We start from the raw sequence: 25118 nt of genomic DNA, 5'->3' as shown, positions 1-25118 counted from the left end.
GCCTTTTCTGCTGGCATCCAGTTTGGGCGGCGCCGGATCGCGGAGACGATAGCCTAGGCTCCATGAACACAGTGCCACAGGATATGGACTATGAGATCACGGGTCGCCAGGCCAGACCGGCGGGGCGGTCCACGGTCTCGATAGTCATTCCCGTGAAAAACGACGGCCCCCTGCTGGCCCGGTGCCTTGCTGCACTCAAGGCCCAGACCCGCGCCGCCGACGAGATCGTCGTCGTGGACAACGCGTCGACCGATGATTCCGCGCAGGTGGCGCGCGACGCCGGTGCAGCAGTGGTGGCGTGTCCAGAGCCCGGTATCCCCGCGGCCAGCGCAGCGGGGTATGACCATGCCCGCTGCGAGATTATCCTGCGCCTGGATGCCGACTGCGTGCCTCCGGCGACCTGGGTGGAGGACATGGTGGACGCATTTGCCCGGAACCCGGGCACCGCGGCCTTGACCGGACCCGCGCGTTTCACCGACGGCCCCCGGGCGCTTCGCGCTCCCTTGGCCGCGGTCTACCTGGGGGTGTACGTGCTGGCCACGGCACCTGCCTTGGGCCATCGTCCGCTGTTCGGATCCAATATGGGGCTGCGTCGGGAAGCCTGGGCGCAGATTCGCACTGCGGCCCATCGCCGGGATCCCGAGCTTCATGACGATCTGGATCTTGCCTTCCATCTTGGAGCGAACCACAAAGTCGGCTATGTGAAGTCGTCGATGATGGGGGTGTCGATGCGCCCATTCTTCGACGCCCGCGCCTTCGCAAAACGCCTGCGCCGCGGCTTCCGAACCGTTCTAGTGCATTGGCCCGATGAATTCCCGCCCCGACGCTGGAAAAGGCTGCTCGGCGTCGACCGTGGAAATCACCCTCGGGACACGAGGAACGCCAGTGGTTCCCGCGTCGCCTGAGCGCGGACGCGGCTCCGGGCCCCGCCCTGCCAGCAGGCCATTCGCCGGGGAGATCGGTGTGGCGGATATCCATGTCATGAGTTGGAACATCAGGCGCCGTACCCGTTATGCACTGGGCCGGACAGCGGATCGATGGGATGTGAGGGCTCCTAGGATCAAGTCCCTGCTGCAGTCCGAGCGCCCGAGCCTGCTCGGCCTGCAGGAAGCCCTTCCTTCCCAGGTGGACTTCGTCCTGTCGGCGCTCGGCTCCGCCTACCGGTCGGTGGGCTACGGACGGAGCCGCCGGGGGCGCGGAGAACGCTGCCCGATCATCTTCGATGCGCAGCGCCTGGAACTGCTTTGCTGGGAACAACGTGCCCTGTCGGCGCGGCCCGACCGTCCCGGCTCGATCTCGTGGGGAAACCTCCTGCCGCGGATACTCGTTCAAGCGAGCTTCCGGGATCGGCGCACTGGACATTGCGTCCAGATGGTCAACACCCACCTGGACCACTTGTCGTCGGGCTCGCGACGACGCTCCGTGCACTGCATCGGCCAGCTGGTCGCGCAGAGTCCGGTTCCGGTTTTGGTGACCGGTGATTTTAATGCGGGGCTGGATGCCGCGGAAATGCAAGAGCTGTCGCGCACCTACGCTCTGCTCGACGCATCAGGCAGGGCACGGAGCTCCCTGGGCGCGGCGTGGGGGACGCTGGGGTCGTATCGTGTTCCGCGGACCGAGGGCCGCAAGCTGGATTGGATTCTTGTCTCGCCCGGGATCCTGGTCACCGCGGCAGGCGTCAACGGTCTGCGCTACCACGGGGGATGGGGGTCGGACCACCTGCCCGTGCAGGCGGTGCTCCGGCTGCCGGAACAGGAGCGGTGGAATGATTGAGAACTTCCTGCGCCGGCTCCATGGCCCGGCGGCCGTTGGCGCGGATGTCCTCAGGTGCCTTGCTGCACTGGGCGTCGTGGTGGCGGCGGTGGTGTACGGACCCACCGACGCGGCAATCCTGGCCTTCGCGCTGCCCGGATGCGTGGCACCGAGGTTCCTTGGAATGCGGCCGATCGCCGACGCCGCGATCGTGGTGATCCTGCAGGCCGCCGCGTGGAGCAACGTGCTCGACCTGTATGTGCGGATAGCGTGGTGGGATCTGGCCGTGCACTTTCTGGGCAACGGATCAATTGCCGTCATGCTCTATCTGGCGTTGACCCATGCCAAGGTGTTGCCCGATCCTCGTTCGCCGGCATTTTCCCCGCGCATGGGTGTCACGCTGGTGACCGCTCTGGGGCTTTCAGCCGGCGCCCTCTGGGAAATGATCGAATGGATAGGCCGCGAACTCGCCAGCAACGAGATCTATATCGCGTATGAAGACACTCTCTCGGACATGGCCGTAGGCGGCTTGGGCTCCGTGGTCGGGGGAGCACTGCTGGCTTGCTGCCCGCTGCTGCATCCCGAGGCCACCAGAGCATGAATCCCGTGGCCGTTATCCCTCCGAGCGCGATGGCCACGGCAGGCGGCGCGGTACGGCGGAAGCGGTGAACTTCACCGCAACGGCGAGCCCCAATGGTGCGTCATGGGCGGGACGCAGTGGTCCTGCGGTCATCGGTGTGGATGGGCCTGGCCGCACACGGGGAACTGTCGCCGGGGCCTCGGGGTGGCGCACCAGCTTCAGCGGACCCAGCACGGCCTTCGAGAACCAGAGGATTCTGATGTCCGTAGTTGAACGCGGTACCATGAAAGTTGGCCTTTTCGAGCCTTGCTGCATGGCCGCAACCGCTCGGATGCCGCCAGCGAATGACCCGCCGATAACGGCACCGCCGAGCCCCGAGAACCAACGGGACCAGCATATGGAGTGATTGTTTGCCTGGGACAGCTTTGCAGCCCCAACTCATGACACCGCGCGGATCAGGGAACCAGAGGATCGTCGTGGACAGCGAGCACGCTGGCCGACGATTGGACAAGTACCTCCGCTCCCAGTTCAAGCACGTGCCCGCGGGCCAGCTGTTCAAGCTGCTGCGTACCGGCAAGTTGCGTATCAACGGACGCAAGATCGACCAGACGTACCGCTTGGCCCAAGGAGACACCATCCAGATGCCGGTCCTGGACGCGGCGCCGGCAGAAGCCCGGGCGCCGCAGGTTCCTACCGCATTGCTCAAGAGCCTGGGCAATGCGGTGCTGTTCGAGGACAGGGACCTGTTGGTTGTCGACAAGCCAGCCGGCGTAGCGGTGCACAAGGGCACCGACGTCGCGGCCGGAGTGATCGAGGCCTTCCGCCAGCTGCGCCCCGAGCTGCCGCAGCTTGAACTGAGCCACCGGCTGGATCGGGATACCTCGGGGGTGCTGGTCCTGGCCAAGACCCCGAGCATGCTGCGTTACCTGCATGATTTGTTGCGCGACAGGGAAGCGGAGATTGAGCGGCACTACCTGGCCGTCGTCGCCGGCAGCTGGGACAGCAAGGCCACCGTGATACATGCGCCGCTGCAACGCCGAGAGGACAAGGTGGTTGTGGCGCCGTCCGGCCAGCGGGCCGAGACCCGGGTGAAGGTGCAGCGCCGTATCGGCAGGAACGCCAGCTTGCTCCAGGTCCAGTTGCTGACGGGTCGGAAGCACCAGATCAGGGTGCACCTGCAGCATTCGGGACACCCGATCGCGGGGGATGACCGTTACGGGAGCAAGGCCTTCAACCGCAAGGTCGCAGCAGCGGGCGGCAACGGGCTCTACCTGCATGCGGCCACAATGACCATTCCCAAGCCCGACGGGTCCACGCTGTCCATCGACGCGCCCATGCCGCAGCGATGGCGGCAGTTGCTGGCCTCGGGACTGTAGCCGGCGCACGGCCGAGGCAGCCGCCGCCCGGGCCGCTGAGATTGTTAAGGAGCGCTGTGGCCCCGAAGCGGAAATAGCGGATGCGGCCCATAGGATGAGGGATTCGAGGACCAACCGGGTCCGTCTGTCCCAGCGAAGGAGCCGTCGGCCATGAGTTTCACTGTTTATCTGTCGGGAGAGATCCACACCGATTGGCGTGATGAGATCCAGCGCGGCGCCGAGGCCGCAGGCCTGGACATCGTTTTCACCGCTCCGGTCACGGACCACCCGGCCAGCGACGCCGCCGGCGACCACCTGGGGGGAGACCTCCAGCTAGTTCTGGCGCGACCATCAGTCATCCAAGATCAACGCCATCCGTACCCGCACCCTGATCGAGAAGAGCGACTTCGTGGTGGTGCGCTTCGGAGACAAGTACAAGCAGTGGAACGCGGCCTTCGACGCCGGGTATTGCGCCGCGCTGGGCAAGCCCTATGTGGCCTTGCACGATGAAGACATCGTGCACCCGCTCAAGGAGGTCGACGCCGGCGCCCAGGGATGGTGCAAGACCACCGGCCAGGTCGTGGAGACCCTGCGCTACGTGCTGCAGGCTTAGGCCTTCACGAAGGCCCGAAGCAGCGGTTTCCACGGCAGCTTCCACGCGATGACGCCGATGCAGCGGCATCCCGCCATCACTGGGGCACCGCAAACCAAGTGCCCGCCCTCCCCGCGGAATTCCCCGGGGACAGCGGACACCTGGCCACGCAAGCATGAGCCGGCAACAGCTCCTGAAGCCGGGCGGACCCTGTCAGACCCGGTGCATCACGGATTTCAAGTGGTGCGTCATGGGCACGCCAACCGCCGCCATCGCGAAATGGGTGGTCAGGACGTCGCCGGCGAGTTCGATCCGCCGTTCGGTGCCATCTACCTGCTTGGCGCTCGCCGAGTTGGAGACTCGTGATGCCAGCTCACAGGTGAATCCGTCGGCCGTCGCCGCGAGGGGGCCTTCGGCCAGCTCTGCCTGCCCGGTGGGCTGTGCCAGCACGAACTCCACGGAGGATCCGTCGACAAGGCGCAGGTACCCGGTTTCGGTGTGCATGGGCGCACCGGCGGGGGACCAGGTGCGTTGCATGTAGTGGAGGAACGGCTTTCCCACGTCCGAGAACGTCACTTCTTCGGTGTACGCAAAGGGGTCGATGGTCGGGTATTCGCCAGCCCCTTCGCCTCGCCACGTGCCGATGAGACCGGCGACTGCCGACAGACCAGGGTGCAGTGTCATTGCTGGTTCCTCTCCAGATGATTAGTACTTTGCACATTACCGTCTCAGGATCTTTTGCGTGTTGCCGCAGAACAGATCGAGGATTTGCCGGTCCGATAGGTTTTCAGCATCGAGATTGGAAGGCAGGACATGATGCAGACCGGCCAGGAACCGCGGCCAGCGCGCGCTATCTTGGATACCTTTGGCCGGGTTCCTCTCCACAGGAGTGCTTCTCGCCGTCGTCTTCGATCTGCTTCCACTTCTCATTCTGGGGGTTTCAGCCTTGACGATCGGCATTGTCACCGGTGAATACCCCGCCGGAGGCGGGATGGCCGACGACGGAACCTTCCCGAGCATCGATCCGCACTGTGGATGGCCTGGATTCCGGTGGGGCTGTATGCGCTGTGGTCTCTCGTCTCGTTTCCACGGCCGCTGACCCGCCATCGCTTCAAGCGGGGCAGCATGCTCAGCAGCGGGTTTCTTGTCTTTGCCGCAACAGCCGCACGCGTGGCCGGATTCGTCGGCAGCGATCGTTTTCCCGACGGAGGCACACATTGGATCTTTGTCGCGATCCTGTGCGCTGCAGGCGTTGTTCAGCTCAGGATGATTCTGGGTTGGCTGCGGGCGCTGCCGAAGAGTTGGCGCGTCGGCGCCGATCAGCGTTGCCAGATCCGCCACCGGCCGGCTGCTGCCGGCCGTCCGCCGCCGGCTCTCCAACGACGGCACCTGGTGCCCGGTCGCACTATCCCCGGCTGGGGTTCCGTGCACCGTCACGAGCACAGGCGCCTCGGCCCGCGGGGAGTCACCGCTCGCGCTGCACAGGCGGAGCTGAGGGGAGCGTATCGTCCAGCCCGCGCCGGCGAAGTTCCTGCCGGGCCCGTGCCAGCCCGCCATGTTCCAGCGCGGCCAGCGCGGTGCTGCCTTCCCAGACCAGCAGCCCATGGCGGCGCACGGTCACTTTCAGCTCACCGGCCAGATGCTCCAGGTCTCCGGGGACATTGCGGTGCTCGCTGGGCAGCGGCACGGGCAGCACGAACGCCGCATCGAGCGGGGCGGAGGCTTCGATATCGATGCGCCAACCGTAGCCGCGGCCGGACAACCGCCACTGCTCGTCGCCGGTGCGCGTGGCCACCGGGCTGATCAGCGGGTTGCCCAGACGGATGACCCGGGCATCGGGCAAGCGGACAACCAGTCCGGTGACCTCGGTGCGCAGCGGCCCGGCGGTGACCAGGCCTCCGGCGAACGCGACGCAGGCCAGCGGATCCGCGAAGCCCTGGGCCTGGCCCCACCACCAGGAGTCCGGGAAGCCTTCGCGCCCCCAGTTCTTCTCCGCGTACACCTGCGCATTCTCGAACTCCCACACGGAATCGCCCAGAGCCGCGGTGCCGCAGGCCCTGCCGCCCAGCAGCCACGGGTGCCAGTACTGGTTCAGGCCCGGCACCATCTGGAATACGCTGGAACCGCCCAGCGCACGGTGCGGCCAGGGCAGCGGATCGCGGATCTCCATGTCGAGTCCGGCGCCGGGGCCCAGATCGAGGTGCAGGCGCTGACAGGTGGCATCGAAGGCCCGCAGGCCAGCGCCGGCCCGGACGCCCAGCCGGTCCGGATCGGTCCAGGCCCCGTCGACGGCGGCGGTCCGCAGGAATCCGGTGGGCCAGGCCGCCAGGCCCAGGGTGGCCCACGGCCCGTCGGGCCCCTGGTTGGCTCCGCACAGCGCGATGACCACGCGCCCGGTGTCCGGGTCGGTGATGCGCCAGAAATAGCCCTCCATCGCGACACCGTGGTGCGCACGGAGGGGATGTCCGAACAGCGGATCGGCTCCCGTGGAGCGGTACCGGCGAAGCAGGCCCATGGCCCAGTACAGCACAGCCGCATCGCAGCTGTCGACGCAATGCTGTCGCGGCCATGCCGCCGGCGGTCAGCCGAACCTGGCGAACGCCCTGGTGGATGTTCCAGGTCGCGGATTTCGCTGAAGCCCATGGACCGGTAGAAGGCCAGCTGGCGCGGTTCGTCGTCGGTGATCAGGACCTTCTGCCGGACCTCGTCGTAGGGAAGGAACGCCAGGCGGAACAGCTCGCTGCCAACCCCGGCGCGCTGGTGCTCCGGAGCCACCAGCAGGTCCTGCAGGTAGGCGATGGTCAGTCCGTCGCCGACGATGCGCGCCAGGCCGACCAGGCGGCCCGCCGCGCGCGCGGCGACCACCGACAGCGATGCGGCGATCGCCGCTTCGAGCCGTTGCGGGTCCTGCGTGTAGCAGGTCCATCCGACCGCGTCGTACAGGGCCAGCAGTTCATCGCGCGCCGGCAGCCGGCCGGATTCGTAGGTGATCGTCATGGTCCCATCCTCGCCGGCCGACTCCCGTGGCGCCACCGAAGGGCACGCCGGGCGGCGGCAGACAAGGGCCGGGGGCATCGGTAGGCTGGGGCCATGAGCATGCACTCGTGGAGATACGCGGCGTCGCGGAATGCCGACGGCGAGGGGAACATCAGCTGGAACGTCCGCGAGCTGTACGAGTCCGACCCCGGCAAGCCTCCGGCGTACACCGCCAACGCCATGGGACCGTTCGGGGAAACCTTGCAGGAACTGCGCCACGACCTGCGGCTGATGTACGCCGACGTGCTGCGGGAGGACCTGCCGATCCTGGACCTGACCGGCGGGGAGCCGGTGCTGGTGGCCGCGGCGCCGCAGGCAGAAGCGCCCGGCGGCGGACGCGGCGGGGCCGGGCAGGATCCCGCGGGGGAGGCGCAGGCGAGCCTGCGGAGGCTGCGGGCCTCCGACGCGGGGGACGTGCTGCGTGCCTTCGCACCGGGCACGGGCATGGAACGGCAGGGGTCCGTGGGCTCGCCCCGGGAAGCTGAGCGCTATGTGGCGGCGTTGCTGGAACCGGACTCGAACCGGCATCCGTGGGCCGTCGTTCTCCAGGACCGGCTGGTGGGCCTGGTGTGCGTGAACGCCGATGCGGCCAATCGCAGCGGCTGGTTCTGGTACTGGATGGCTTCCGAAACACGCGGCCGCGGGTGGACCAGCCGGGCCGCGGCGGCCGTCGCGAACTGGGCGTTGACCGCCCTGGAGCTTGAACGGCTGGAGCTGGGCCATAGGGTGGACAACCCGGCTTCCGGCGGCGTGGCCCGGGCCGCCGGATTCATCCGCGAGGGAACCGAACGGGCCAAGTTCCCCATCGACGGGCGGCGCATCGACGTGGCCACCTACGGCCGATTGGCCACCGACCCCTGGCCGGGCCTTGCCGGACTGGCCTTCAGCGAGGAAGCATGAGCGGCGGTGGCTGGAGGGAGGTCGGCCCCGGGGTCTTCCAGCGGCGCTACGACCCGCTGGATGTCTCGGTGGGAGCGGTCCTCGGGCCGCACGGGGCGACGATCATCGATACCCGCAACGATCCCGCCGAGGCGCGGGAAATCATGCACGACGTCGCGCGGCGCTTCGGGCAGCCGGTCGTGGCGGTGGTGAACACCCATGCGCACTACGACCACACCTTCGGCAACCAGGTCTTCGCCCGGGCCGGCATCCCGATCTACGGCCACTACCTGATCCCGCGGCACTTCGAGCAGTTTGAAGGGCCCCGGCTGGACCTCGTGCGCGAGCGGCCCGACCTCGAGCCGGAGATGTCCTGGAGCCAGGTGGAACTGACCCCGCCCACCGCGCTGGTGGACTCCGCGCAGGTCGTGCGTCCCGGGGGACGCGAACTGGAGCTGCTGCCGCTGGGCCCGGGGCATACCGATACCGACCTTGCCATCCGCATTCCGGATGCCGGGGTGTGGTTCCTGGGGGACGTCATCGAGGAATCCGGGCCGCCCATGTTCGGCTCGGGATCCTATCCCTTGGGCTGGCCGCTGGTGCTGGAATCTCTGGCCGAACGCATCCAGGACACCGAGGTGCTGGTGCCCGGGCACGGGGCGCCTGTGGACCGCGCATTCCTGGTCGACCAGGCCGGCAGATTCAGCGCATTGGCGGCGGTGTTGTCGCAGGCGCACGCCGCGGGTGCGACGCTGCAGGAGATCGAGTTCGGCCAAGCCCTGCGCGGCTACTGGCCGGAGGAATTCCTGAAGGAAGCCGCCGCCGACGCGTATCGGCAATTGTCGGGTTCCTAGCCGGGACCGGTGGCGGCGCGGCCGTCAGCCTTCCGGTTTGGTGGCGATGCCGTCCAGCCAGAGCGTCTCGGAGTCGTCGCGGTGCACCGAATCCGAGCCGACGTGTTTGGAGCTGATCGTCGGGCCGTTCTGGATGACGTAGACCAGCGCCATCCCGTGGCCCCGTCCCAGCTGGTACTCGTCCTTGAGCCACGCCAGGATCTCGCCGGCCTTCACCCCCGGCTGGTCCAGGCCCTTGGCCGCGGCGAGCTCGACGAGCTGCCGGGGAGTGAGCCCGGTCTTTTTCTCGATGGTGTCCAAATAGGCCTGGAACGACATGCTGATCCTTTGAACGAAGTGGCTGATGGTCACATTTTGCACGCGGGTCGGGCCCTTCGGCAAGCGGCCGCGGCAGCTCCCTCCGGCAGCCCCCTACGGCTGGCCCAAGGCCGGAGGCTGGACGGCGGCCGAAGAACGGCGGACGGCCGTTGTCCACGGCGGCCGGCGGGCGCACCATGGGCCAATGGATATTCCCACGCGAACCACCGTGGTGCACTACGCCGAACACGGATCCGGGGTGCCGGTGCTCGTTCTCCACGGCGGCGGCGTCGACCACCGCGAGCCGCAGGCCTGCTTCGAGCCGGCCTTCGACGGCGTGCCGGGGTATCGGCGCATCTATCCTGACCTGCCAGGGATGGGGCGAACCGCAGCCGGGCCGGAAATCGGGGGCGCCGAGGATGTGCTGGAGGTCCTGCTCGACTTCGCGGACCGGGCCAGCGGCGGGGCGCCCTACTTGCTGGCCGGCCATTCCGCCGGGGCCTACTACGCGCGGGCGATGGCGTTGGCCGCGCCGCAGCGGGTCGCTGGATTGGCCCTGGTCTGCCCGTTGCTGCCGGGCGATGCCGAGGTTCCCGAGCACCGGGTCCTGGTGCCCGGGGTCCAGAGCGAAGACCGGGGTTTCACGCAGTATTTCGTCCTCCACACCCGCGGCATGCTGGAACGCTATGAGCGCTTCGTGGCGCCCGGAACGCAACTGGCCGATGCACAGGCCATGGAACGGATCGGCCAGCATTGGGAGCTGCCCGCTGCGGCGCCTTCCACCTACGAGCCGCCGACGTTGCTGGTGGCCGGGCGGCAGGATTCGACCGTCGGGTTCGCCGGCACGATGCGCGCCGCCGCGGATTTTCCGAACTCCACGCTGGCGGTTCTCGATGGGGCCGGGCACGCCCTGCCCCATGAACAGCCGCTGCTGCTGCGGGCGCTGCTGGTTGACTGGCTTGCCCGGACACGGCGCGGCGCAGGCTGATCCGGGACCCGTGCGACGCGGCAGGCCCGCCGGCGTTCAGCCGGCCCGCCGGGCGACGTCCCGCGCCAGCAGCTGCGGCCAGTCCGCCACCTGTTGCGGTGTCGCGGCCACCTGCAGCTCGGCATGGGGCAGGATGCCCGCCAGCGCCTGCGCGGTGGACAGCGGATGCCCCGGGTCGCCGGTCCAGGCCAGGATCGTGGTCGGGACCGCGACCCGCGCCAGCTGTGCGGCCGGCGGCAGGTCGCTCAGGGCGGCGCCGCGGTAGATCGAGGGCAACAGCTCCTCGGCCACGTGGGGGAGCACCTGCGGGTTGTCCGCCGCGGCCGGCGGCCGCGGGGATTCCGGGCCGCGCGCAAAATACTCCTGCAGCCCCAGCACCTCGATGCCCTCGGCCGTGCGCCGGTAGGATTCGGCCTGCGCGGGACGGGTCTGCCAGGCCGTGGGCGGGAGCATCAGCGTGAATCCGCTGAAGCGCTCCGGTTGGCGCGCCGCCGCATGCAGCAGGGTGCCGGCACCCATGGAGGGGCCGACCCCGTGGACCTGTTCGCCGGGAAACCAATAGTCCAGTAGGCGCAGCAGGTCATCGGCCAGCGCCGGCCACAGGTAGTCCTCCGGCACCGGGCGCCCGATGGAATGGCCGTGGCCGCGGGCGTCGTAGCGCAGCAGCCGCGTGCCGGACAGGGCCCGGCCCAAATCCAGGTTCAGCAGCCGGTCATGGGAGCGGCTGGAGGTCAGGCCGTGCAGCTGCACCACAGGGTGGCCGGCCTCGTCGCTGAACGCCCAGGCGATCCGCGCATTCGGCACGTGGAATTCATGCATCCACGGCTCCGCTCTGTTCCGGTGGCTTTGCGAATATGATACGTGGTATGCGACTGACCCACATCCAGTATCTGCGCCTGCCGTTCGGCCCGCTGCTCAGCTACGACCTGGACGTGGGCGCGGTGGGGGACCGGCTGCCGGTGTCTTTCGACCAGGCCCGGCACGTGGGGGAAGGCGACCGGCCCGGCTCGTGGATGGCGCTGTCCTTCCGGCTGCCCGGACCCGTGCCGCGCGGCGAGCTCTCGGCCGCCTGGGAGCATGTCGTGGCCCGGCACGGGACGCTGCGCACGGTCTTCACCGCCGGGCCCGGCGGAGACGCCGATCCCGCCGGCGCGCAGCTGCACCAGGTGCGGTTCGGGCCCGGCGCGTGGATCGAGCACCGGGTGGAGCCCGGCGAAACCATGCATGCAGCGGTGCAGCGGGTGCTGGATGCCAGCTGCGCGCCCTTCGAGCGGCCCGCGCACCGGTTGTGCCTGATCGAGACCGCGGACGGCCCGGCGCTGGTAATCGGATCGGACCACTCCCACGTGGACATGTGGTCCATGCTCGTGCTCGCACGGGACCTGGTCGCCGCGCTGGAAGCCATCGGCGCGGGGGCGGATCCCGGGGTGGAACCGGCGCCGGATTTCACCGACCACACCCGTTCCCTGGCGCGGCAGGCCCCCGCCCCGGACGGGGTGCGCCGGCGCTGGGCGCAGCTGATCGAGGCCGGCGGCGGGGCCATGCCGCGCTTCGGGCTGCCGCTGGGGGATCCGAGTCCGCAGCCCGAACGCGTGGAGGTGCGCGACGTGCTCGGCACCGCGGCCCTGGCCGACTTCTCCGCGCAGGCCAAGGCGGCCGGGGTGTCAACGCTGGCGCTCAGCGTGGCGATGATGACCGAGACCACCGCCGCGCTGGCCGGGGAACCGCTGCGCGCGGTGTTCCCGGTGCACAGCCGCACCGAGCCGCGCTGGTTCGATGCGGTGGGCTGGTTCATCACCAACTCGGTGCTTGAATCCGCGGACCCGGACCCGCGCGCCTGCGCCGCCGCGGTGAAGGAGGCCATCGCGCTGGGCTCCTGGCCGCTGGCGCCGCTGATGGAACCCTTCGGCGGGATGCCGCAGGCGCCGGGCATGTTCGCGGTGTCCTGGCTGGACCTGCGCAGGCTGCCGGTGCAGCTGCCGGCCACCGTGCTGGAGCCGCAGTATGTCAGCGCCGCGATCCGCACCGACTCGGTGATGCTCTGGTTCATCCTGGACGAGGCCGGGGTGCACCTGCGCTGCCGCTACCCGGATACCGGCCAGGCCCGGAGGAACGTGGGCGCCTGGCTGGACGACCTGGTCGCGCGCATGCGCCGCCGGGCCGCAATGCCGGGCGCAGCACCGCCAATCATCAACGATTGAGGATGCGCCCGGGCGCCCGGCGGGGCAGACTGGGGGGGGCAATGATGCCGGACCGCGGGTCCGGCGCGCCGCCTGAAAGGACCGCTCCCATGAGCCCACGCCGTGAGGAACTGCTCGCTTCCTACCTTTACGCCTTCCCGCTGGTCTTCAACCTGGAGCAGGTGGCCCGCTATGTGGCCACCGGCGTCGGCAAGAATCCCGCCGCGCCGTGGAACACCTTCAGCCACGCCCGGTCGCTGGCCGGTCCCGAGGACACCTTCGTGACCATCAACAACGACACGATCTACTCCATGGCGCAGCTGGACCTGGGCGTCGGACCGATCCTGCTTCAGGTGCCGGAGGCCGCCGGCCGCTACTACGTGCTGCAGTTCGTCAGCGCCTGGACTGACAACTTCGCGTATGTCGGGCACCGCGCCACCGGAACCGGCGCCGGGCGCTACCTGCTGGTGCCCCCGGGCTGGGAGGGCCAGGCCCCGGACGACGCGGTGGTGGTGCGGGTGCCCACGCGCGTCGCCAGCATCGTCGGACGCTGGGCGGTGGACAACGAGGCGGATCTTCGCGCAGCGCATGCGCTGCAGGATGCCACGACGCTTACGCCGCTGGATGCCGCCGCGGTGCCGGCCGGGCTGCCCCCGGTCCCCGAGACCGGTGCGCCGGCGCTGGACTTCTGGGCGAAGTTCCGCGCCTGGAGCCGGGAGTTCGCCCCGGCGCCGCGCGATGGGCAGCTGCAGCGCGGCGCCCTGCAGCTGGCCGAGGCCGGGGAGGAGCAGCTGGAGCAGGCCTTCGCCGCCGGCCGTGCCGCGCTGGATGAGCTGCTGGCCTCCGGGGGCGGAAACGCGGTGGTCAACGGCTGGAACCTGGCCTACCATTCCTTCGACTACAACCTTGACTACTTCGAAGTCGGTTCGCTGGACGAGGACCGCTACAAGATCGCCGATCCGCAGCGCCGCATCGCCCAGCGCGCGGGAGCCGCGTTGGGCGGGCTGTGGGGCAACCAGGCCTTCGAGGCCGCCTACACGGCCACCTACGTGGACCAGGACGACCAGCCGCTCACCGGTGCGCACAGCTACCGGCTGCACCTGGACCCGACCCCGCCGGTGGGCGCCTTCTGGTCGCTGACCATGTACGACGTGCCCAACTACTTCCTGGTGGAAAACCCCATCGACCGCTACTCGCTGGGCGACCGCACCGAAGGGCTGCAATTCGAGCCGGACGGGTCGCTGGTCATCCACCTCTCCCACCGGGAGCCGGCCGATGCGAGGGATCGCGCCAACTGGCTGCCGACGCCGGCCGGCGCCTTCCGACCGGTGTTGCGCATGTACGAGCCGGATCCGCGGATCCTGAAGCAGGACTACGTGTTCCCGGCGATCACCCGGATCGGCTAGGAGCGCATCCAGGATGCCCGCCGGGGGCTCGCCTCCACGGCGCCCCCGGCTTAAACTGGCACCCATGAACGAGAATGCACACCCTGCGGGGGGACGCGCAGCCCGGCAACGGCGACCGGTGCCGGGTCGCGGCCGGAACCCACAAGGGAAAAGCGGAACCGTGGAGGACCTGAACACCAGCAAGACCGGTGCGCTCACCCTCACGGTGCGCCAGGAGGACGGCACGCGCTTCAAGACGCTGGCCCGGAATGTTGTTGTCGAAAGGCGGCACCCTGCCGACGGTTGAGGAACGCGCCGCCGACCTCGCCCGGCAGCACGCATCCGGGCGGCTGGAGGAGCTCTCCGCCGCGCCGCTGTGGCACCGGCGCTAGCGGCCGCGAAAAGGCTCTGTTGCGCGGGGCGTGCGCGTCGTAGGCTGGGCTCATGAGCCCCGACGCAGCGGCAGAATCGACCAGGCACCGGCCCCGGACCCCGGGTGCGGACGGCGCGCTGGAGCACCTCGCCCCGGGATACTTCGCGCTGGTCATGGGCACCGGCATCGTCTCGATCGGCCTGCACGAGGTCGGGGCCCGGGTGCCGTCGCTGGTGCTGCTGGTGATCGCCGCGGCATCCTACGCGGTGCTCTGGGTGCTGTACATCTGGCGGGCGGCGGCCTGCCGCACGGCCATGCTGCACGATCTGCGCAGCCCCGAAGCGGCCTTCGCCTACTTCACCGTGGTGGCGGGCACCGACGTGCTGGCGGTGCGGCTGGCCGCCGAGGGGCTGCTGCGGGTCGCCGCTCCGCTGGTGCTCTTCGCCGCGGCGCTGTGGTTCGTGTTCGGCTACGTGCTGCCCTGGCAGGTGCTGATGACCCGCGACGGCGAGCCGATCCTGGCGCGCACCAACGGCACCTGGTTCATCTGGGCAGTGGCCAGCCAGTCGCTGGCGATCGGCCTGAGCGTGGTCGAACCGGCCGCCGGGGTGCCCGGGGACGTCGTCGGGCTGCTGGCGGTGCTGTCCTGGTCGGTTGGCGTGGCGCTGTACGCGGGGATCGCGGTGCTGGTGCTGCTGCGCATCGTGCACTTCGGCATCACCCCGCAGCAGTTCGAGCCGCCCTACTGGGTGGCCATGGGCGCGATGGCGATCGCGGTGGTGGCCGGCACCAAGATCGTGCAGATGGACTCCACCCCGATGATCGACGCGACCCGGGTGCTGATCGCCTCCACCGTGGCGGTGTTCTGGAGCTTCTGCCTGTGGCTGATCCCGATGCTGATCGGCGCCGGGGTCTGGCGCCACCTGGTGCACCGGGTGCCGCTGGGCTACACCCCGGCGCTGTGGTCCATCGTGTTCCCGGTGGGAATGTTCGCGGTGGCCTCGCTGAACCTTGGGCGCGTGGACAGCTTGCCGATGGTGGAGGCGATCGGGCACGGCGCGCTGGCGGTCGCGGTGATCGTCTGGGCGCTGGTGTTCATCGCGATGCTCCGCCACCTGCTGCTGGTCTGGATCCGCGGGCGCCGGCGCCGCTAGGACTCGTCCGCGCTGAGCGCCCCGGCCGCATAGGCCGCCTGCCCGACGTGGATGATGGCGTCGTCCACGATGGACACCAGCCGCACCCCGCGGGTGACCTCCGGGGTCCAGCGGCGGTCCACGATCTCGTCGAATTCCTCCGCGCCCAGGTGCGCCGCGTAGTCGCCCAGCGCGCTCAGCGACGCGTCCACGTATTCCAGCAGCAGTTCCTGGTCGTCCACGCGGATGGCGTGCGCCTGGGCGGGGGTGTGGCCGTAGCCCATGCCGTCGCCGGCGTCGCCGAGGTTGAAGCGGTCGCGGTAGCGGTGCCACAGCTGCTCCTTGCCGGACAGCGCCGCCAGCTGGATGTCCACCTCGCGCCCGGTGTGCCACAGCAGCCAGGCCACCGAGTTCGGGTGTCCGCCGGGATGCGCGTTCAGCTGCTCGACGCTCAGCGCCGGCAGATTGCGGGCGGCATCAATGGGGCGGTGGACCATGCCGGTGAGGATCTCGTTGATGTTCATGATCGCCATTCTGCTTGATGGGCCCGTTGCGTGCCAGTCCCCACAGGTGCTAGCCGGAAGGGCTGAAGGTTCGCGGCTGCGGCGGAAACCCACGGTGTTTTTCGTCCCGAGTGCTGCGACGAGCGGTTAGCGGTGAACGAAGTCGACAAGCACGAGCATGCGCTGCGGTCGATCTTCCCGGTAGGCGAACGCGGCAGATAGCAGGTTGCCTATGAATCGTGGAAAACGGAAAGCCGAATCTGCGCTACGGATTCTTGCCGCATCACGCAGTCGTCCACACGTTCGGACGGGACGCGTAGAGGAAATGCACAGCAAGCCGGCACTCATCGAGTGGTAGCAGATTCAAAGAATCCGCGGCGGAATTCAAGCCGAAAGGATAATCGTCATATCGGATACTGGCTAACGGTCAGCAGTTAGCTATCGTGGTAAAGAAAGCGTATTGTCCTTCGCCGAGCTGGATTACGGCGAGGATGGTCAATCGGGAGCAATCCAAAGGCAGTCACCCCATGGTTACCAACAGCCAACCGCAACTTGGAACGCTGGAGCCTGCGATCGATTCCTTGTCGACGATCAGCGCGCCATCCACTATAGGCACGGATGAAGCCGATTCAATGGCCCTCTCAGGACAGGGCTCGGCCGCCAGGACTGAGGCGGCCCCGTCGCCGGCTAAACGTCCCCGCTCGCCATTAACTGGGATGCAGCGCGGAGCTCTGCTCTCGCGCGGTACGGCTCCTGTAGCTCGGACACCGTGGGTGATTTCACTGCCAGCGTCTAATCCATCCGTTGTTTCTTGCCGCTATGAACCTGGAATTCATTGGATCGATGCCGCGGCCTTACGACGTGATCGGCTTGTTCGGGGCCCAAGTCGCCGTTTCGTCGGGCGGTCCCTCAGCGATCTTGGTCCCTATGGCGGCGCTCCCGGAGTGGCAACGAAGGGGACGTCGTGATTCCCGGCACCCTCATGGCCAATGTCGTGATGCCCGACCCGGAACTTGGATCAAGCGTTGAGCCTGTTTCTTGCTGTGGTCAGGCATACGATTCTGGACCAGCAAATTTCAGCATGGATACTGCGTCCCGGCTCGAGGTTCGTAAACGGCCTCTTTCGGACAAGTGCCGATGCGCACCTCTGTGCTTCGGCTCTCATCGGACTTTCCTTGAAACCCTGAGCACCACGTAAGCCACCTACCGCTAGATCCACTCGGCCTCGGGACAGGAACACTCCAGCATTGGTGGCATGGCGGTCGCAGATGCGCACGCTACGAGACCACGTCCTTGGAACTGCCGAGTCGACGGTTCGTTCCATTAACAGTATTTTCCCCGGTAAACACTCACGAAGGATAAAAATGATATTCACGAATAAGGTTGCACTCGTTACAGCAGCGGGCGCGGGGATCGGCCGCGCAATTTCCTTGCGACTGGCCGCTGAAGGAGCTGCAGTCATCGTCTCAGATGTGAACGACGAAGCTGGTAGGGAAACCGTCGCGCTCATTGAGGTTGCAGGAGGACGCGCCGCATACAAGCACGCGAATGTCGCTGATGTCGACGAGGTCGGGCAGCTGGTGCCGTTCGCCCTGGACGCCTACGGACGTCTGGACATGGCTGTGAACAACGCTGGACTAGGGGTGAGTCCGAAACCAGTTCAGGAAATCTCCATCCCGGAATGGGACCGCGCGGTGAATGTGACCCTGCGTGGTACTTTCCTGTCCATGCAGTCGCAGATTGCCCACTTCACCCAGCAAGGACATGGAGGAATTGTAAACATCGCCTCCCTTGCCGGAATTAGTGCGACCCCCGACATGACACCTTACGGAGCCGCGAAACACGGCGTGGTTTCGTTGACACGCAGTGTCGCCAAAGAGACTGCCAGTCTTGGTATCAGGGTCAACGCGGTAGCACCGGGCGCAATTGAAACTGCGGCGCTGGCATCCCTGCCGTCTGAGGTCAAGGCAGCACAAATTGCCCGGATCCCCATGAAGCAGATGGGAAAACCCGATGATATCGCAAATGCCGTTGCATTCCTTCTGTCCGACCAAGCATCCTTCATCACGGGAGTGGTACTGCGGGTTGACGGCGGAACCGAGGCATAGAGGATCGGGTCCCAAACTCCATGCTAATGCGTGAGGATTCCTAGACAAGATCGGAATCCACAGGTCCAACGGCTGTTGCAAAACCTGATTAAACAGGAACTGTAACGGCCGTGGCCTATTTAAGCAGGGGAATCAGAAACTTCACGTTTTGTTGGGTTGCACCGTCGCATCTCTACAACCGAGCACCGGTACTTAACAGGAGTCCTAGACCGGCCCACCTTGGTCCAGCTTGGCATGGCGCATGGGAATGTTGGTTAGTCGCGGAAGTCGTCTTCGGAGGGGCGGACCCGGTCATCGGCACGAGGGTAAGACTGAAGCAGGGTGGCAATGCGAGCAACCGCAGGAGGGCGTGAGTACCACCTTGAGAGAGGAGAAACTTTTGGAAATCAACGAGAACCAGGCTTCCGGCGTGCCGTATACCAAGGGCCAAGGGATTCCACTAGTCCTGATTCACGGGCACGGGGTCGACCACCGGATTCTCCTGGCCCTGGACGAGGTGCTGGCGGCGACCGGTGTTTTCCAACGGATCTACGTCGACCTTCCCGGCATGGGAGGCACCGCTGCACTGGACGGCGCCGGCGGCCTGCCGGAAATCGCCGACTGGCTTGAGCAGCTGATCCGGCGGCAGTGCGGGGAACGGCCGTTCGCGATGATCGGCAACTCGCTCGGGTCGCTGCTGGCCCAGGAGATGGCGGACCGCTTCGGCCCCCAGGTAGTCGGCATGGCGATGCTGGCGCCCTTGGTGTATCCCGCGCATTCGCAGCGGACCGTGCCGCCGCGGGAAATCCTGCTGCAGGATCCCGAGCTGCTGGCCGGGCTGCCGACGCAGGACGCGGATCATTATCAACAGATGTCGGTGCTCCAAACGGTGGAGAACTTCCAACGCTTCCGCACCCACGCGCTGCCCGGGATCCGCGCGGTGAACCTGCGTTCGCTGGCCAAGCTGTCCAAACGCTACTTCCTGGACGAGCTGCCGGTCGAGCGGACCTCCCAGCTGGCCTGCCCGGTGCTGATGCTGTGCGGGATGCAGGACCACGTCACCGGTTTCGCCGATCCGGGCAGGCTCGCTGCGAGGTATCCATCGGCCGAAATCGTTGTCGTTCCCGCGGCGGGGCACAACGTGCACCTTGACCAACCCGATATTGCGGCAGAAGAAATTACCGCCTGGAGCCGGGCCGTGCGTGCCTTTGCCGGGTCGTGAGTTGTAACAGTCGGAGATCCCGTGCCCGCTTTCACGGCACAGATGAGTCGGTACTTGTTACCAATCCGTGCTTCTCTGTGGCATCCCACTAGGAGAAAATCATGAGACAACACGCGGAGTATTCCACGGCTGGAAGGAGTTCAGATGTCTGAGAGGCTCGTTCTTCGCAACTGGACCAGCGTGGAGGAAGTACCCGAACTCCTGGATGTCTGGCGCAACTCGGTGGAGGGAGGACGCGACTTCCTCTCGGCCGCCGACGTGGACGCCGTTGCCAACGCTCTTGAAGCGGTCTACTCCCAGCGCGTCTCGGTGCGGATCGCCCAGCTGGGCAAGGAGATCATCGGCTTCGCCGCCTGGAGCGAAACACAGATCGAGCTCTTGTGGGTACGCCACCACGACCGCCACCACGGCGTGGGCAGCGCGCTGCTGAATGACATCCTCGCGCTGTGCCCGGCGGCCTGCATCCTGATCAATGGGCAGAACGCGAGCACCCTCTCGTTTTTTCTCGACCACGGGTTCCAGATCGAAAAGGAAGCCGAGCACACCGACCAGCTGGCCCGGATCCAGCTGCGCCATGTCCGGCTTTCGGCCCCGGACGTGTCACGATAGATCCATGAGCGAAAACACCCGTGAACTGCGTGAAGTCAAAGTCGAACGAGTAGAGTCCAAAAGGTACCGGGCGACCAGCGGCGAAACCGGTGCCAGCCTGGAATTCGGCCAGGGCGAAGGGCTGCTGACCCCGGTGGAGCTGCTGCTGGCGGCCATCGCCGGCTGCTCGGCCATCGACGTCGACGTGGCCACCACGCGCCGCAGCGAGCCGGAGAAGTTCGAGGTGGCCGCCAGCGGCTACAAGCTGAGCGAGGAGGGCGCCGGACGCATGGAGGACATCAAGATGTCCTTCGACCTGAAGTTCCCGGACACCGACGAGGGCCGCAAGGCCGCCGGCATGGTCGAGCGCATCGTGAAGCTCTCCCACGACAAGTACTGCACGGTCTCGCGCACCGTCGAGCTGGGGGCCAAGGTCACCAGCGAGATCGCTGACTAGCGAACCTCCGGCCGCGGCGGGAAGCCGGCAGGGAGCCGGCGCATCACAACGCCGCATCACAACATAGTCAACATGCAACTGCCCGGTGCAGCGGCTCGTGGGGCGGATTCGGGAAGACCGAATCCGCACGAGCGCTGCCCGGGCAGTTGCGCGTGCGCCGCCGCGCAGGGGAGCGTGCCCCGAGCGCGGACGGCGGAAGCCTAACGCTGGGCCAGGACCTGGAAGGTGATGGTTCCCTCGGCATCCACGTTCGCGTCGAGCACCTTGTCATCCAGGGCGTCGGTGACCAGCTCGTCGAGGAAGACGGGACTGCCCTCGCCCTGGATCACCTGGTCCGCCGGCTGCGGGCCGTCGACGACCCGCACGGCGAAACGCGCGGTCTGCTGGCTTTCGGTCTCGTCGGCGGGCTGGATGCGGAGCCCCGCCTCGTTGTCCTCCGTCTGGTTGGTGACCAGCGAGGTCACGATCGCATCGGCCTGATCGGTCAGTGTCAGCACTGTATTCTCCTTCCGGTTGCGGTGCCGCCCGGTTCCGGGCAACTTCACGCAACGCTTCCGTACGAGCCGGGGCGCGGGCAAACGAACTCATGGATCTTTGAGGATTTACCCATCCGGCACCTTGGAACGAGGCGCGCCCGGGACTCCCGGACCGGCTGCGCCGCGCGCGAAGATGACGCGCCCGCGGCGCAGAGTTGGCATTTGTGGTGCAGCTCATGCCTATAATCGCTTCAACTCCGCGGGAGCCTGAACCGACCAGGCTGAGAGGGCACCGAGCCGACCGCTACACCTGATGCGGGTCATGCCGCCGTAGGAAGGAAGTGCCGTCGTTGCACGTTGCCATCATCGGGGCCGGGATCATCGGCCTGTCCACCGCCTTCGAACTGCGTTCGCGCGGCTGCGAGGTCACCGTCATCGACCCGGATCCCGGGCAGGGGGCCAGCCGCGCCGCGGCCGGCATGCTCGCCCCAGCCGCCGAAACCACCTGGGGCCACGGAATCCTGCACGAGCTGCTCGGCGCCTCCAACCAGGCCTACCCGGACTTCGTGCAGCGCATCGAGCAGGCCACCGGCCGGCGCCCGGACTACCTGCAGAACGCAACCCTGGTGGTCGCCGCCGAACCGGCCGACCGCGATGCCCTGCACGAACTGGTGCAGCTGCAGGCCTCCCTGGGCTTCAGCGCACAGACCCTGCTGCCCAGCGCCGCCCGCCGGCTGGAACCGGCGCTGGCCAGCAACATCGCCGGCGCGGTGCGCTGCGCCGGGGACCACCAGATCGACCCGCGCTCCGTGGTGGCGATCCTGGCCGGGCACCTGGACGCCCAGCTGGTCCGCGAACCGGCCGTCGAGCTGCTGCAGCGTGCCGGGACCACCCACGCGGTGCGTACCGGCAGCGGCCGGATCATCGAGGCGGACCAGGTGGTGCTCGCCGCGGGCCTGGGCACCGTGGCCGGGACACCGGAACTTCCGCTGCGCCCGGTCTACGGGGACATCTTCCGGCTGCAGGGCCCTGCGGGCCCGCGGCTGCTCACGCACACGGTGCGCGGGATCGTGCGCCGCGACCCGGTCTACCTGGTGCCGCGCGCGGACGGCTCGCTGGTGCTGGGCGCCAGCAGCCGCGAGGACGGCAACGAGGCGGTCAACATCGGGCAGATGCACAAGCTGCTGGACAACGCCCGCCGCCTGGTGCCCGGGATCGTCGACTGCTCGCTGAACGAGGTCATCGCCCGCGCCAGGCCCGGCACCCCCGACGACCGGCCGCTGATAGGGCGGCTGGATGACGGAATGGTGCTCTCCACCGGCTATTCCCGCCACGGGGTGCTGCTCACCCCCTTCGGCTCCTCGCTGACCGCGGACCTGGTCCTGAGCCAGCCGCCGCACGCAGAGCACGCCCGGGCCGTGGACCCCGCGCGCTTCAGCGGCGGGAGTGCGCCGGACCCGGCAGGACTTTCCCGAGCTGAACCGTCCCGAACCGATCCTTCACGACTTGCACCGACCCGAATGGAGCTGCACCCATGACCATCGACATCACGCTGAACTCAACCCCCACCACGATCCAGCAGGGTTCCACCCTGCGCGATCTGGTCTCTTCGCACTTGGGCCGCGAACTTGACGAACAGGGCCAGGCCGCCGACGGCACCAAGCTGGGCCTGGCCGTCGCCGTGAACGGCGCGGTGGTCCCGCGCAGCGCTTGGGCGCAGCGGGAATTGGCCGCCGGCCACACCGTCGAACTCGTCACCGCCGCCCAGGGAGGCTGAACCAATGCAGCGCAGCACGCAGAACACCACTGAAACCACCGCCGCCGCGGACCTCACCGAGCTGGATGCCGTCAACGACGCCTTCGAGGTGGCAGGGCGCAGCTTCGGCTCCCGGCTGATCCTGGGCACCGGCGGGGCCACCTCGCTGAGCACCCTGGAGCAGGCGCTCGCGCTCTCCGGCACCGAATTGACCACGGTGTCCATCCGGCACTACTCGGCCGGCGGCTCGGCCAGCGTGTACGAGCTGCTGCAGCGCCACGGCATCGCCGCGCTGCCGAATACCGCTGGCTGCTTCACCGCCCGCGACGCGATCCTCACCGCCCACCTGGCGCGCGAGGCGCTGGAAACGAACTGGGTGAAGCTGGAGGTGATCGCCGACGAGCACACCCTGCTGCCCGACCCGCTGGAGCTGTTCGCCGCCGCCGAGCAGCTGGTCGCCGACGGCTTCGAGGTCTTCGCCTACACCAACGACGACCCTGCGCTGGCCGCCCGGCTGCAGGACGCCGGGGTCGCGGCGGTCATGCCGGCCGGGGCGCCCATCGGCTCCGGGCTGGGCATCCTGAACCCGCACAACATCGCCACCATCGTCTCCCGCGCCACCGTCCCGGTGATCCTGGATGCCGGGGTGGGTACCGCTTCCGACGCCGCGAAGGCGATGGAGCTGGGCTGCGACGCGGTGCTGCTGGCCAGCGCCGTGACCCGCGCCCACAACGCCCCGCTGATGGCCGCCGCGATGCGCGACGCCGTGCGCGCCGGACGCGCCGCCCGGCTGGCGGGGCGCATCCCGGTGCGCGACACCGCGCTGGCCTCCTCCCCGGGCGAGGGAATGATGCAGGCGCTGATCGGGGACTTCTCGTGAGCGGCCGCGCACCGCTGGTCGCACCGCGCACCGCGCTGGACCCTGCCCAGCTGGCCCGCTATTCCCGGCACCTGACCCTGCCCGGGGTCGGGGAGGAAGGCCAGCGCCGCATCGCCGCCGCGCGCGTGCTGGTCATCGGCGCCGGGGGACTGGGCAGCCCGATCTCCAGCTACCTGATCGCCGCCGGGGTGGGCACGCTGGCGGTCATGGACGACGACACCGTGGAGCTGTCCAACCTGCAGCGCCAGATCATGCACCGCCAGTCGGACGTCGGGGCGCGCAAGGTCGACTCGGTGCCCCGGCTGGCGGCGCAGCTGAACGACCAGGTCCAGGTGGTTCCCCTGGGGCAGCGGCTGACCCCGGACAACGCGCTGGAGCTGTTCGCCGGCTACGACCTGGTGATCGACGGCAGCGACAACTTCGCCACCCGCTACCTGTCAAACGACGCCGCCGAGCTGACCGGAACCCCGCTGGTGTGGGGCACGCTGTTCCAGTTCTCCGGCCAGGTCTCGGTGTTCGACCCGCGCACCGGGCCGATGCTGCGCGACCTGTTCCCGGAGATCCCGGACGCGGACTCGGTACCCAGCTGCGCCGAGGGCGGCGTGTTCGGCGCGCTGTGCGGGGTGGTCGGCTCGATCATGGCCGTCGAGGCGCTGAAGCTGATCACCGGAACCGGTGAAACCCTCTCCGGCAAGCTCTGGCTCTACGACGCGCTGAGCGCCGGGGTGCGCACCCTGTCCTTCGAACGCGACCCGCAGCGTGCCCGGGTGCGCAAGCTGGGGAACTACGCGCAGGAATCCTGCGCCCTGGCCCCGGCCGTTGGCCAGTTGGGCGCGGCGGAGCTGGAAACCCTGCGAGGCAGCCAAGCGGCGCCGGGCCGGGTGCTGGTCATCGACGTGCGCGAGGACTGGGAACGGCAGATCGCCGCCATCACCGGCAGCGTGCACGTGCCGCTGGATCAGGTGCTCTCCCGCGGCTGGGACGCGATCCCCGCCCAGGGCGCCACCCACGTGGTGCTCGCCTGCAAGAGCGGGGCCCGTTCGCTGCGCGCCGCCCAGGCGCTGGGCCCGCAGCCGGCCGGGGCGCAGGTGCTGAACCTGTCCGGCGGCACCCTGGAGTGGTACCAGCAGGTGCGCGGCGAGGCGCTGGCCTATTGACGACGCGGGCCAGCGGCCGGCTGGGATACTGGATCCATGGACGTATTGGGCGAACTGGCGTTTCGCGAACTCACCGACGCCGACGAGCAGCAGGCCATCGACGCGCACCACGCGCTGCTGGCCGACGACTTTGAATTCCTGCCCTCCTGGACGGAGAAGGGGAACTGGGCGGACTACGTGTACCGGATGAATGCCGGGCGGCGCGGGGAGCACGTTCCCGAGGGCTGGGTCCGCTCGGCCCTGTTCGTCGCGGTGGACCAGGACGGCTGGTTCCTGGGACGGGTGTCGGTGCGCTACGCATTGAACTCCTCCCTGCAGCATCTGGGCGGGCACCTCGGCTACGGGGTGCTGCCCGAGGCGCGCCGGCAGGGAGTCGCCGGGGCGCTGTGCCGTTTCGGTCTGGACGAGCTGAGCGCTGCCGGGGTCCAGAGGGCGCTGATCACCTGCGCCGCCGGCAACGTCGGATCGCGCGCCACCATCCTGCGCTGCGGGGGAGTTCCCGACGCGCAACGCCCTCAAGTCGTTGACGGGGACGGAACCGCCCACCTGCGATTCTGGGTGCCGATCGCCTGAACCCGCGGGTTCACC

Annotated in this window: 28 protein-coding genes, 2 pseudogenes and 1 riboswitch; of the genes and pseudogenes, 22 read left to right on the top strand and 8 right to left on the bottom strand. The window is 68.2% G+C overall.

Going from position 1 to position 25118, the window contains the following annotated elements; genetic code table 11:
* The first annotated feature begins 62 nt into the window (after positions 1-62).
* The 6 genes and pseudogenes from ACTX90_RS11845 (at position 63) to ACTX90_RS11820 (ending at position 4300) form a co-directional block, all read left to right on the top strand.
* Positions 63-905 carry a glycosyltransferase family 2 protein gene (locus ACTX90_RS11845; protein ID WP_443442129.1) on the top strand — a complete coding sequence of 281 codons (843 nt, stop codon included), beginning with the start codon at positions 63-65 and terminating at the stop codon, positions 903-905.
* Entirely contained in the window at positions 808-1773 is a 966-nt protein-coding gene (locus ACTX90_RS11840; RefSeq protein ID WP_424573071.1) for an endonuclease/exonuclease/phosphatase family protein, read from the top strand. Before ACTX90_RS11845 ends, ACTX90_RS11840 begins: the two co-directional genes overlap by 98 nt.
* Positions 1766-2353 (top strand): DUF2238 domain-containing protein, encoded by a 588-nt coding sequence (locus ACTX90_RS11835; protein WP_113606517.1) that lies wholly within the window; start codon positions 1766-1768, stop codon positions 2351-2353. Before ACTX90_RS11840 ends, ACTX90_RS11835 begins: the two co-directional genes overlap by 8 nt.
* Positions 2354-2772: 419 nt before the next feature.
* Positions 2773-3708 carry an RluA family pseudouridine synthase gene (locus ACTX90_RS11830; RefSeq protein ID WP_443442128.1) on the top strand — a complete coding sequence of 312 codons (936 nt, stop codon included), beginning with the start codon at positions 2773-2775 and terminating at the stop codon, positions 3706-3708.
* 150 nt (positions 3709-3858) lie between these two features.
* Positions 3859-3948: pseudogene (locus ACTX90_RS11825) on the top strand (YtoQ family protein); the annotation flags it as partial.
* Between the two features lie 103 nt (positions 3949-4051).
* On the top strand, positions 4052-4300 hold the full coding sequence (locus tag ACTX90_RS11820) for a YtoQ family protein (RefSeq protein ID WP_342352840.1): 249 nt from the start codon (positions 4052-4054) through the stop codon (positions 4298-4300).
* A 192-nt stretch (positions 4301-4492) separates the two neighbouring features.
* Here ACTX90_RS11820 and ACTX90_RS11815 read toward each other — a convergent pair whose 3' ends face one another.
* The 4 genes and pseudogenes from ACTX90_RS11815 to ACTX90_RS11800 all read right to left on the bottom strand — a co-directional run.
* Positions 4493-4963: a heme-binding beta-barrel domain-containing protein gene (locus tag ACTX90_RS11815; protein WP_113606515.1), complete on the bottom strand. Its 471-nt coding sequence runs from the start codon at positions 4961-4963 to the stop codon at positions 4493-4495.
* A 36-nt stretch (positions 4964-4999) separates the two neighbouring features.
* Positions 5000-5620, bottom strand: coding sequence for a hypothetical protein (locus ACTX90_RS11810; protein WP_146955841.1), 621 nt, complete (start codon positions 5618-5620; stop codon positions 5000-5002).
* A 124-nt stretch (positions 5621-5744) separates the two neighbouring features.
* Entirely contained in the window at positions 5745-6713 is a 969-nt protein-coding gene (locus ACTX90_RS11805) for a tocopherol cyclase family protein (RefSeq protein ID WP_443442127.1), read from the bottom strand.
* A 251-nt stretch (positions 6714-6964) separates the two neighbouring features.
* A pseudogene (locus tag ACTX90_RS11800) lies at positions 6965-7276 on the bottom strand (GNAT family N-acetyltransferase); the annotation flags it as partial.
* Positions 7277-7369: 93 nt separating this feature from the next.
* Between ACTX90_RS11800 and ACTX90_RS11795 the strand changes: the two are divergent.
* Both ACTX90_RS11795 and ACTX90_RS11790 read left to right on the top strand, forming a co-directional pair.
* Positions 7370-8215, top strand: coding sequence for a GNAT family N-acetyltransferase (locus tag ACTX90_RS11795; RefSeq protein ID WP_244910792.1), 846 nt, complete (start codon positions 7370-7372; stop codon positions 8213-8215).
* Positions 8212-9048, top strand: a complete 837-nt coding sequence (locus ACTX90_RS11790; RefSeq protein WP_113606513.1) for an MBL fold metallo-hydrolase — start codon at positions 8212-8214, stop codon at positions 9046-9048. The genes ACTX90_RS11795 and ACTX90_RS11790 overlap by 4 nt, the downstream gene beginning before the upstream one ends.
* 24 nt (positions 9049-9072) lie before the next feature.
* Here the strand turns inward: ACTX90_RS11790 and ACTX90_RS11785 are convergent, their stop codons facing one another.
* Complete coding sequence (locus tag ACTX90_RS11785; RefSeq protein ID WP_161449800.1) at positions 9073-9366, bottom strand: DUF4287 domain-containing protein; 294 nt, start codon at positions 9364-9366, stop codon at positions 9073-9075.
* 184 nt (positions 9367-9550) lie between these two features.
* Between ACTX90_RS11785 and ACTX90_RS11780 the strand changes: the two genes are divergently transcribed.
* Positions 9551-10333, top strand: a complete 783-nt coding sequence (locus ACTX90_RS11780; protein WP_424678061.1) for an alpha/beta fold hydrolase — start codon at positions 9551-9553, stop codon at positions 10331-10333.
* Between the two features lie 36 nt (positions 10334-10369).
* Here the strand turns inward: ACTX90_RS11780 and ACTX90_RS11775 are convergent, their stop codons facing one another.
* Complete coding sequence (locus tag ACTX90_RS11775; RefSeq protein ID WP_443442126.1) at positions 10370-11152, bottom strand: alpha/beta fold hydrolase; 783 nt, start codon at positions 11150-11152, stop codon at positions 10370-10372.
* A 47-nt stretch (positions 11153-11199) separates the two neighbouring features.
* Here ACTX90_RS11775 and ACTX90_RS11770 point away from each other — a divergent pair, with 47 nt between their 5' ends.
* The 4 genes from ACTX90_RS11770 (at position 11200) to ACTX90_RS11755 (ending at position 15425) form a co-directional block, all read left to right on the top strand.
* The gene (locus tag ACTX90_RS11770) at positions 11200-12534 is read left to right on the top strand and encodes a condensation domain-containing protein (RefSeq protein ID WP_424678059.1); all 1335 of its coding nucleotides are present in this window, start codon (positions 11200-11202) and stop codon (positions 12532-12534) included.
* Between the two features lie 89 nt (positions 12535-12623).
* Positions 12624-13919 carry a DUF1254 domain-containing protein gene (locus ACTX90_RS11765; RefSeq protein WP_424678058.1) on the top strand — a complete coding sequence of 432 codons (1296 nt, stop codon included), beginning with the start codon at positions 12624-12626 and terminating at the stop codon, positions 13917-13919.
* 248 nt (positions 13920-14167) lie between these two features.
* On the top strand, positions 14168-14290 hold the full coding sequence (locus tag ACTX90_RS11760; protein ID WP_424678057.1) for a hypothetical protein: 123 nt from the start codon (positions 14168-14170) through the stop codon (positions 14288-14290).
* A gap of 52 nt (positions 14291-14342) precedes the next feature.
* On the top strand, positions 14343-15425 hold the full coding sequence (locus ACTX90_RS11755; protein ID WP_443442125.1) for a tellurite resistance/C4-dicarboxylate transporter family protein: 1083 nt from the start codon (positions 14343-14345) through the stop codon (positions 15423-15425).
* Here the strand turns inward: ACTX90_RS11755 and ACTX90_RS11750 are convergent.
* Positions 15422-15928 (bottom strand): DinB family protein, encoded by a 507-nt coding sequence (locus tag ACTX90_RS11750; RefSeq protein WP_443442124.1) that lies wholly within the window; start codon positions 15926-15928, stop codon positions 15422-15424. The genes ACTX90_RS11755 and ACTX90_RS11750 overlap by 4 nt on opposite strands.
* A 1247-nt stretch (positions 15929-17175) precedes the next feature.
* Between ACTX90_RS11750 and ACTX90_RS11745 the strand changes: the two genes are divergently transcribed.
* The 4 genes from ACTX90_RS11745 to ACTX90_RS11730 all read left to right on the top strand — a co-directional run bounded on the left by ACTX90_RS11745 (position 17176) and on the right by ACTX90_RS11730 (position 20261).
* Entirely contained in the window at positions 17176-18015 is an 840-nt protein-coding gene (locus ACTX90_RS11745) for an SDR family NAD(P)-dependent oxidoreductase (protein ID WP_197413520.1), read from the top strand.
* 349 nt (positions 18016-18364) lie between these two features.
* A complete protein-coding gene (locus tag ACTX90_RS11740; protein ID WP_443442123.1) occupies positions 18365-19216 on the top strand; it encodes an alpha/beta fold hydrolase in 852 nt (283 codons plus the stop codon).
* Between the two features lie 144 nt (positions 19217-19360).
* On the top strand, positions 19361-19825 hold the full coding sequence (locus ACTX90_RS11735; RefSeq protein WP_443442122.1) for a GNAT family protein: 465 nt from the start codon (positions 19361-19363) through the stop codon (positions 19823-19825).
* A 4-nt stretch (positions 19826-19829) separates the two neighbouring features.
* Positions 19830-20261, top strand: a complete 432-nt coding sequence (locus tag ACTX90_RS11730; protein ID WP_047119582.1) for an OsmC family protein — start codon at positions 19830-19832, stop codon at positions 20259-20261.
* A gap of 200 nt (positions 20262-20461) precedes the next feature.
* Here ACTX90_RS11730 and ACTX90_RS11725 read toward each other — a convergent pair whose 3' ends face one another.
* A complete protein-coding gene (locus tag ACTX90_RS11725) occupies positions 20462-20758 on the bottom strand; it encodes a hypothetical protein (protein ID WP_047119581.1) in 297 nt (98 codons plus the stop codon).
* 228 nt (positions 20759-20986) lie between these two features.
* A riboswitch (TPP riboswitch) is annotated at positions 20987-21091 on the top strand.
* Here ACTX90_RS11725 and thiO point away from each other — a divergent pair.
* The 5 genes from thiO (at position 21079) to ACTX90_RS11700 (ending at position 25103) form a co-directional block, all read left to right on the top strand.
* Positions 21079-22275: a glycine oxidase ThiO gene (thiO, locus tag ACTX90_RS11720; RefSeq protein WP_443442121.1), complete on the top strand. Its 1197-nt coding sequence runs from the start codon at positions 21079-21081 to the stop codon at positions 22273-22275. Its footprint overlaps the riboswitch before it by 13 nt.
* Positions 22272-22514 (top strand): sulfur carrier protein ThiS, encoded by a 243-nt coding sequence (gene thiS, locus ACTX90_RS11715; protein WP_231735927.1) that lies wholly within the window; start codon positions 22272-22274, stop codon positions 22512-22514. The genes thiO and thiS overlap by 4 nt, the downstream gene beginning before the upstream one ends.
* A 4-nt stretch (positions 22515-22518) precedes the next feature.
* Positions 22519-23373 (top strand): thiazole synthase, encoded by an 855-nt coding sequence (locus tag ACTX90_RS11710; RefSeq protein WP_082123933.1) that lies wholly within the window; start codon positions 22519-22521, stop codon positions 23371-23373.
* Positions 23370-24530 (top strand): ThiF family adenylyltransferase, encoded by a 1161-nt coding sequence (locus ACTX90_RS11705; RefSeq protein ID WP_113606504.1) that lies wholly within the window; start codon positions 23370-23372, stop codon positions 24528-24530. Before ACTX90_RS11710 ends, ACTX90_RS11705 begins: the two co-directional genes overlap by 4 nt.
* A gap of 36 nt (positions 24531-24566) precedes the next feature.
* On the top strand, positions 24567-25103 hold the full coding sequence (locus tag ACTX90_RS11700; RefSeq protein WP_443442120.1) for a GNAT family N-acetyltransferase: 537 nt from the start codon (positions 24567-24569) through the stop codon (positions 25101-25103).
* Positions 25104-25118 lie beyond the last annotated feature (15 nt).

It is taken from the genome of Glutamicibacter soli, assembly GCF_052322135.1.
Classification (GTDB): Bacteria; Actinomycetota; Actinomycetes; order Actinomycetales; family Micrococcaceae; genus Glutamicibacter; species Glutamicibacter soli.
The sequence above is the reverse complement of the archived record's forward strand: the minus strand, read 5'-3'. Positions and strand labels throughout refer to the sequence as shown.

Excerpts from the sequence above, each read along its gene's own strand:
- thiS (WP_231735927.1), top strand. The coding sequence starts at position 22,272 with ATGACCATCGACATCACGCTGAACTCAACCCCCACCACGATCCAGCAG.
- ACTX90_RS11730 (WP_047119582.1), top strand. The coding sequence starts at position 19,830 with ATGAGCGAAAACACCCGTGAACTGCGTGAAGTCAAAGTCGAACGAGTA.
- ACTX90_RS11735 (WP_443442122.1), top strand. The coding sequence starts at position 19,361 with ATGTCTGAGAGGCTCGTTCTTCGCAACTGGACCAGCGTGGAGGAAGTA.
- ACTX90_RS11745 (WP_197413520.1), top strand. The coding sequence starts at position 17,176 with ATGCGCACGCTACGAGACCACGTCCTTGGAACTGCCGAGTCGACGGTT.
- ACTX90_RS11830 (WP_443442128.1), top strand. The coding sequence starts at position 2,773 with ATGACACCGCGCGGATCAGGGAACCAGAGGATCGTCGTGGACAGCGAG.
- ACTX90_RS11710 (WP_082123933.1), top strand. The coding sequence starts at position 22,519 with ATGCAGCGCAGCACGCAGAACACCACTGAAACCACCGCCGCCGCGGAC.
- ACTX90_RS11805 (WP_443442127.1), bottom strand. The coding sequence starts at position 6,713 with ATGGAGGGCTATTTCTGGCGCATCACCGACCCGGACACCGGGCGCGTG.
- ACTX90_RS11755 (WP_443442125.1), top strand. The coding sequence starts at position 14,343 with ATGAGCCCCGACGCAGCGGCAGAATCGACCAGGCACCGGCCCCGGACC.
- ACTX90_RS11760 (WP_424678057.1), top strand. The coding sequence starts at position 14,168 with ATGTTGTTGTCGAAAGGCGGCACCCTGCCGACGGTTGAGGAACGCGCC.
- ACTX90_RS11840 (WP_424573071.1), top strand. The coding sequence starts at position 808 with ATGAATTCCCGCCCCGACGCTGGAAAAGGCTGCTCGGCGTCGACCGTG.
- ACTX90_RS11700 (WP_443442120.1), top strand. The coding sequence starts at position 24,567 with ATGGACGTATTGGGCGAACTGGCGTTTCGCGAACTCACCGACGCCGAC.
- ACTX90_RS11780 (WP_424678061.1), top strand. The coding sequence starts at position 9,551 with ATGGATATTCCCACGCGAACCACCGTGGTGCACTACGCCGAACACGGA.
- ACTX90_RS11815 (WP_113606515.1), bottom strand. The coding sequence starts at position 4,963 with ATGACACTGCACCCTGGTCTGTCGGCAGTCGCCGGTCTCATCGGCACG.
- ACTX90_RS11845 (WP_443442129.1), top strand. The coding sequence starts at position 63 with ATGAACACAGTGCCACAGGATATGGACTATGAGATCACGGGTCGCCAG.
- ACTX90_RS11775 (WP_443442126.1), bottom strand. The coding sequence starts at position 11,152 with ATGCATGAATTCCACGTGCCGAATGCGCGGATCGCCTGGGCGTTCAGC.
- ACTX90_RS11790 (WP_113606513.1), top strand. The coding sequence starts at position 8,212 with ATGAGCGGCGGTGGCTGGAGGGAGGTCGGCCCCGGGGTCTTCCAGCGG.
- ACTX90_RS11765 (WP_424678058.1), top strand. The coding sequence starts at position 12,624 with ATGAGCCCACGCCGTGAGGAACTGCTCGCTTCCTACCTTTACGCCTTC.
- ACTX90_RS11795 (WP_244910792.1), top strand. The coding sequence starts at position 7,370 with ATGAGCATGCACTCGTGGAGATACGCGGCGTCGCGGAATGCCGACGGC.
- ACTX90_RS11785 (WP_161449800.1), bottom strand. The coding sequence starts at position 9,366 with ATGTCGTTCCAGGCCTATTTGGACACCATCGAGAAAAAGACCGGGCTC.
- ACTX90_RS11835 (WP_113606517.1), top strand. The coding sequence starts at position 1,766 with ATGATTGAGAACTTCCTGCGCCGGCTCCATGGCCCGGCGGCCGTTGGC.
- ACTX90_RS11750 (WP_443442124.1), bottom strand. The coding sequence starts at position 15,928 with ATGAACATCAACGAGATCCTCACCGGCATGGTCCACCGCCCCATTGAT.
- ACTX90_RS11770 (WP_424678059.1), top strand. The coding sequence starts at position 11,200 with ATGCGACTGACCCACATCCAGTATCTGCGCCTGCCGTTCGGCCCGCTG.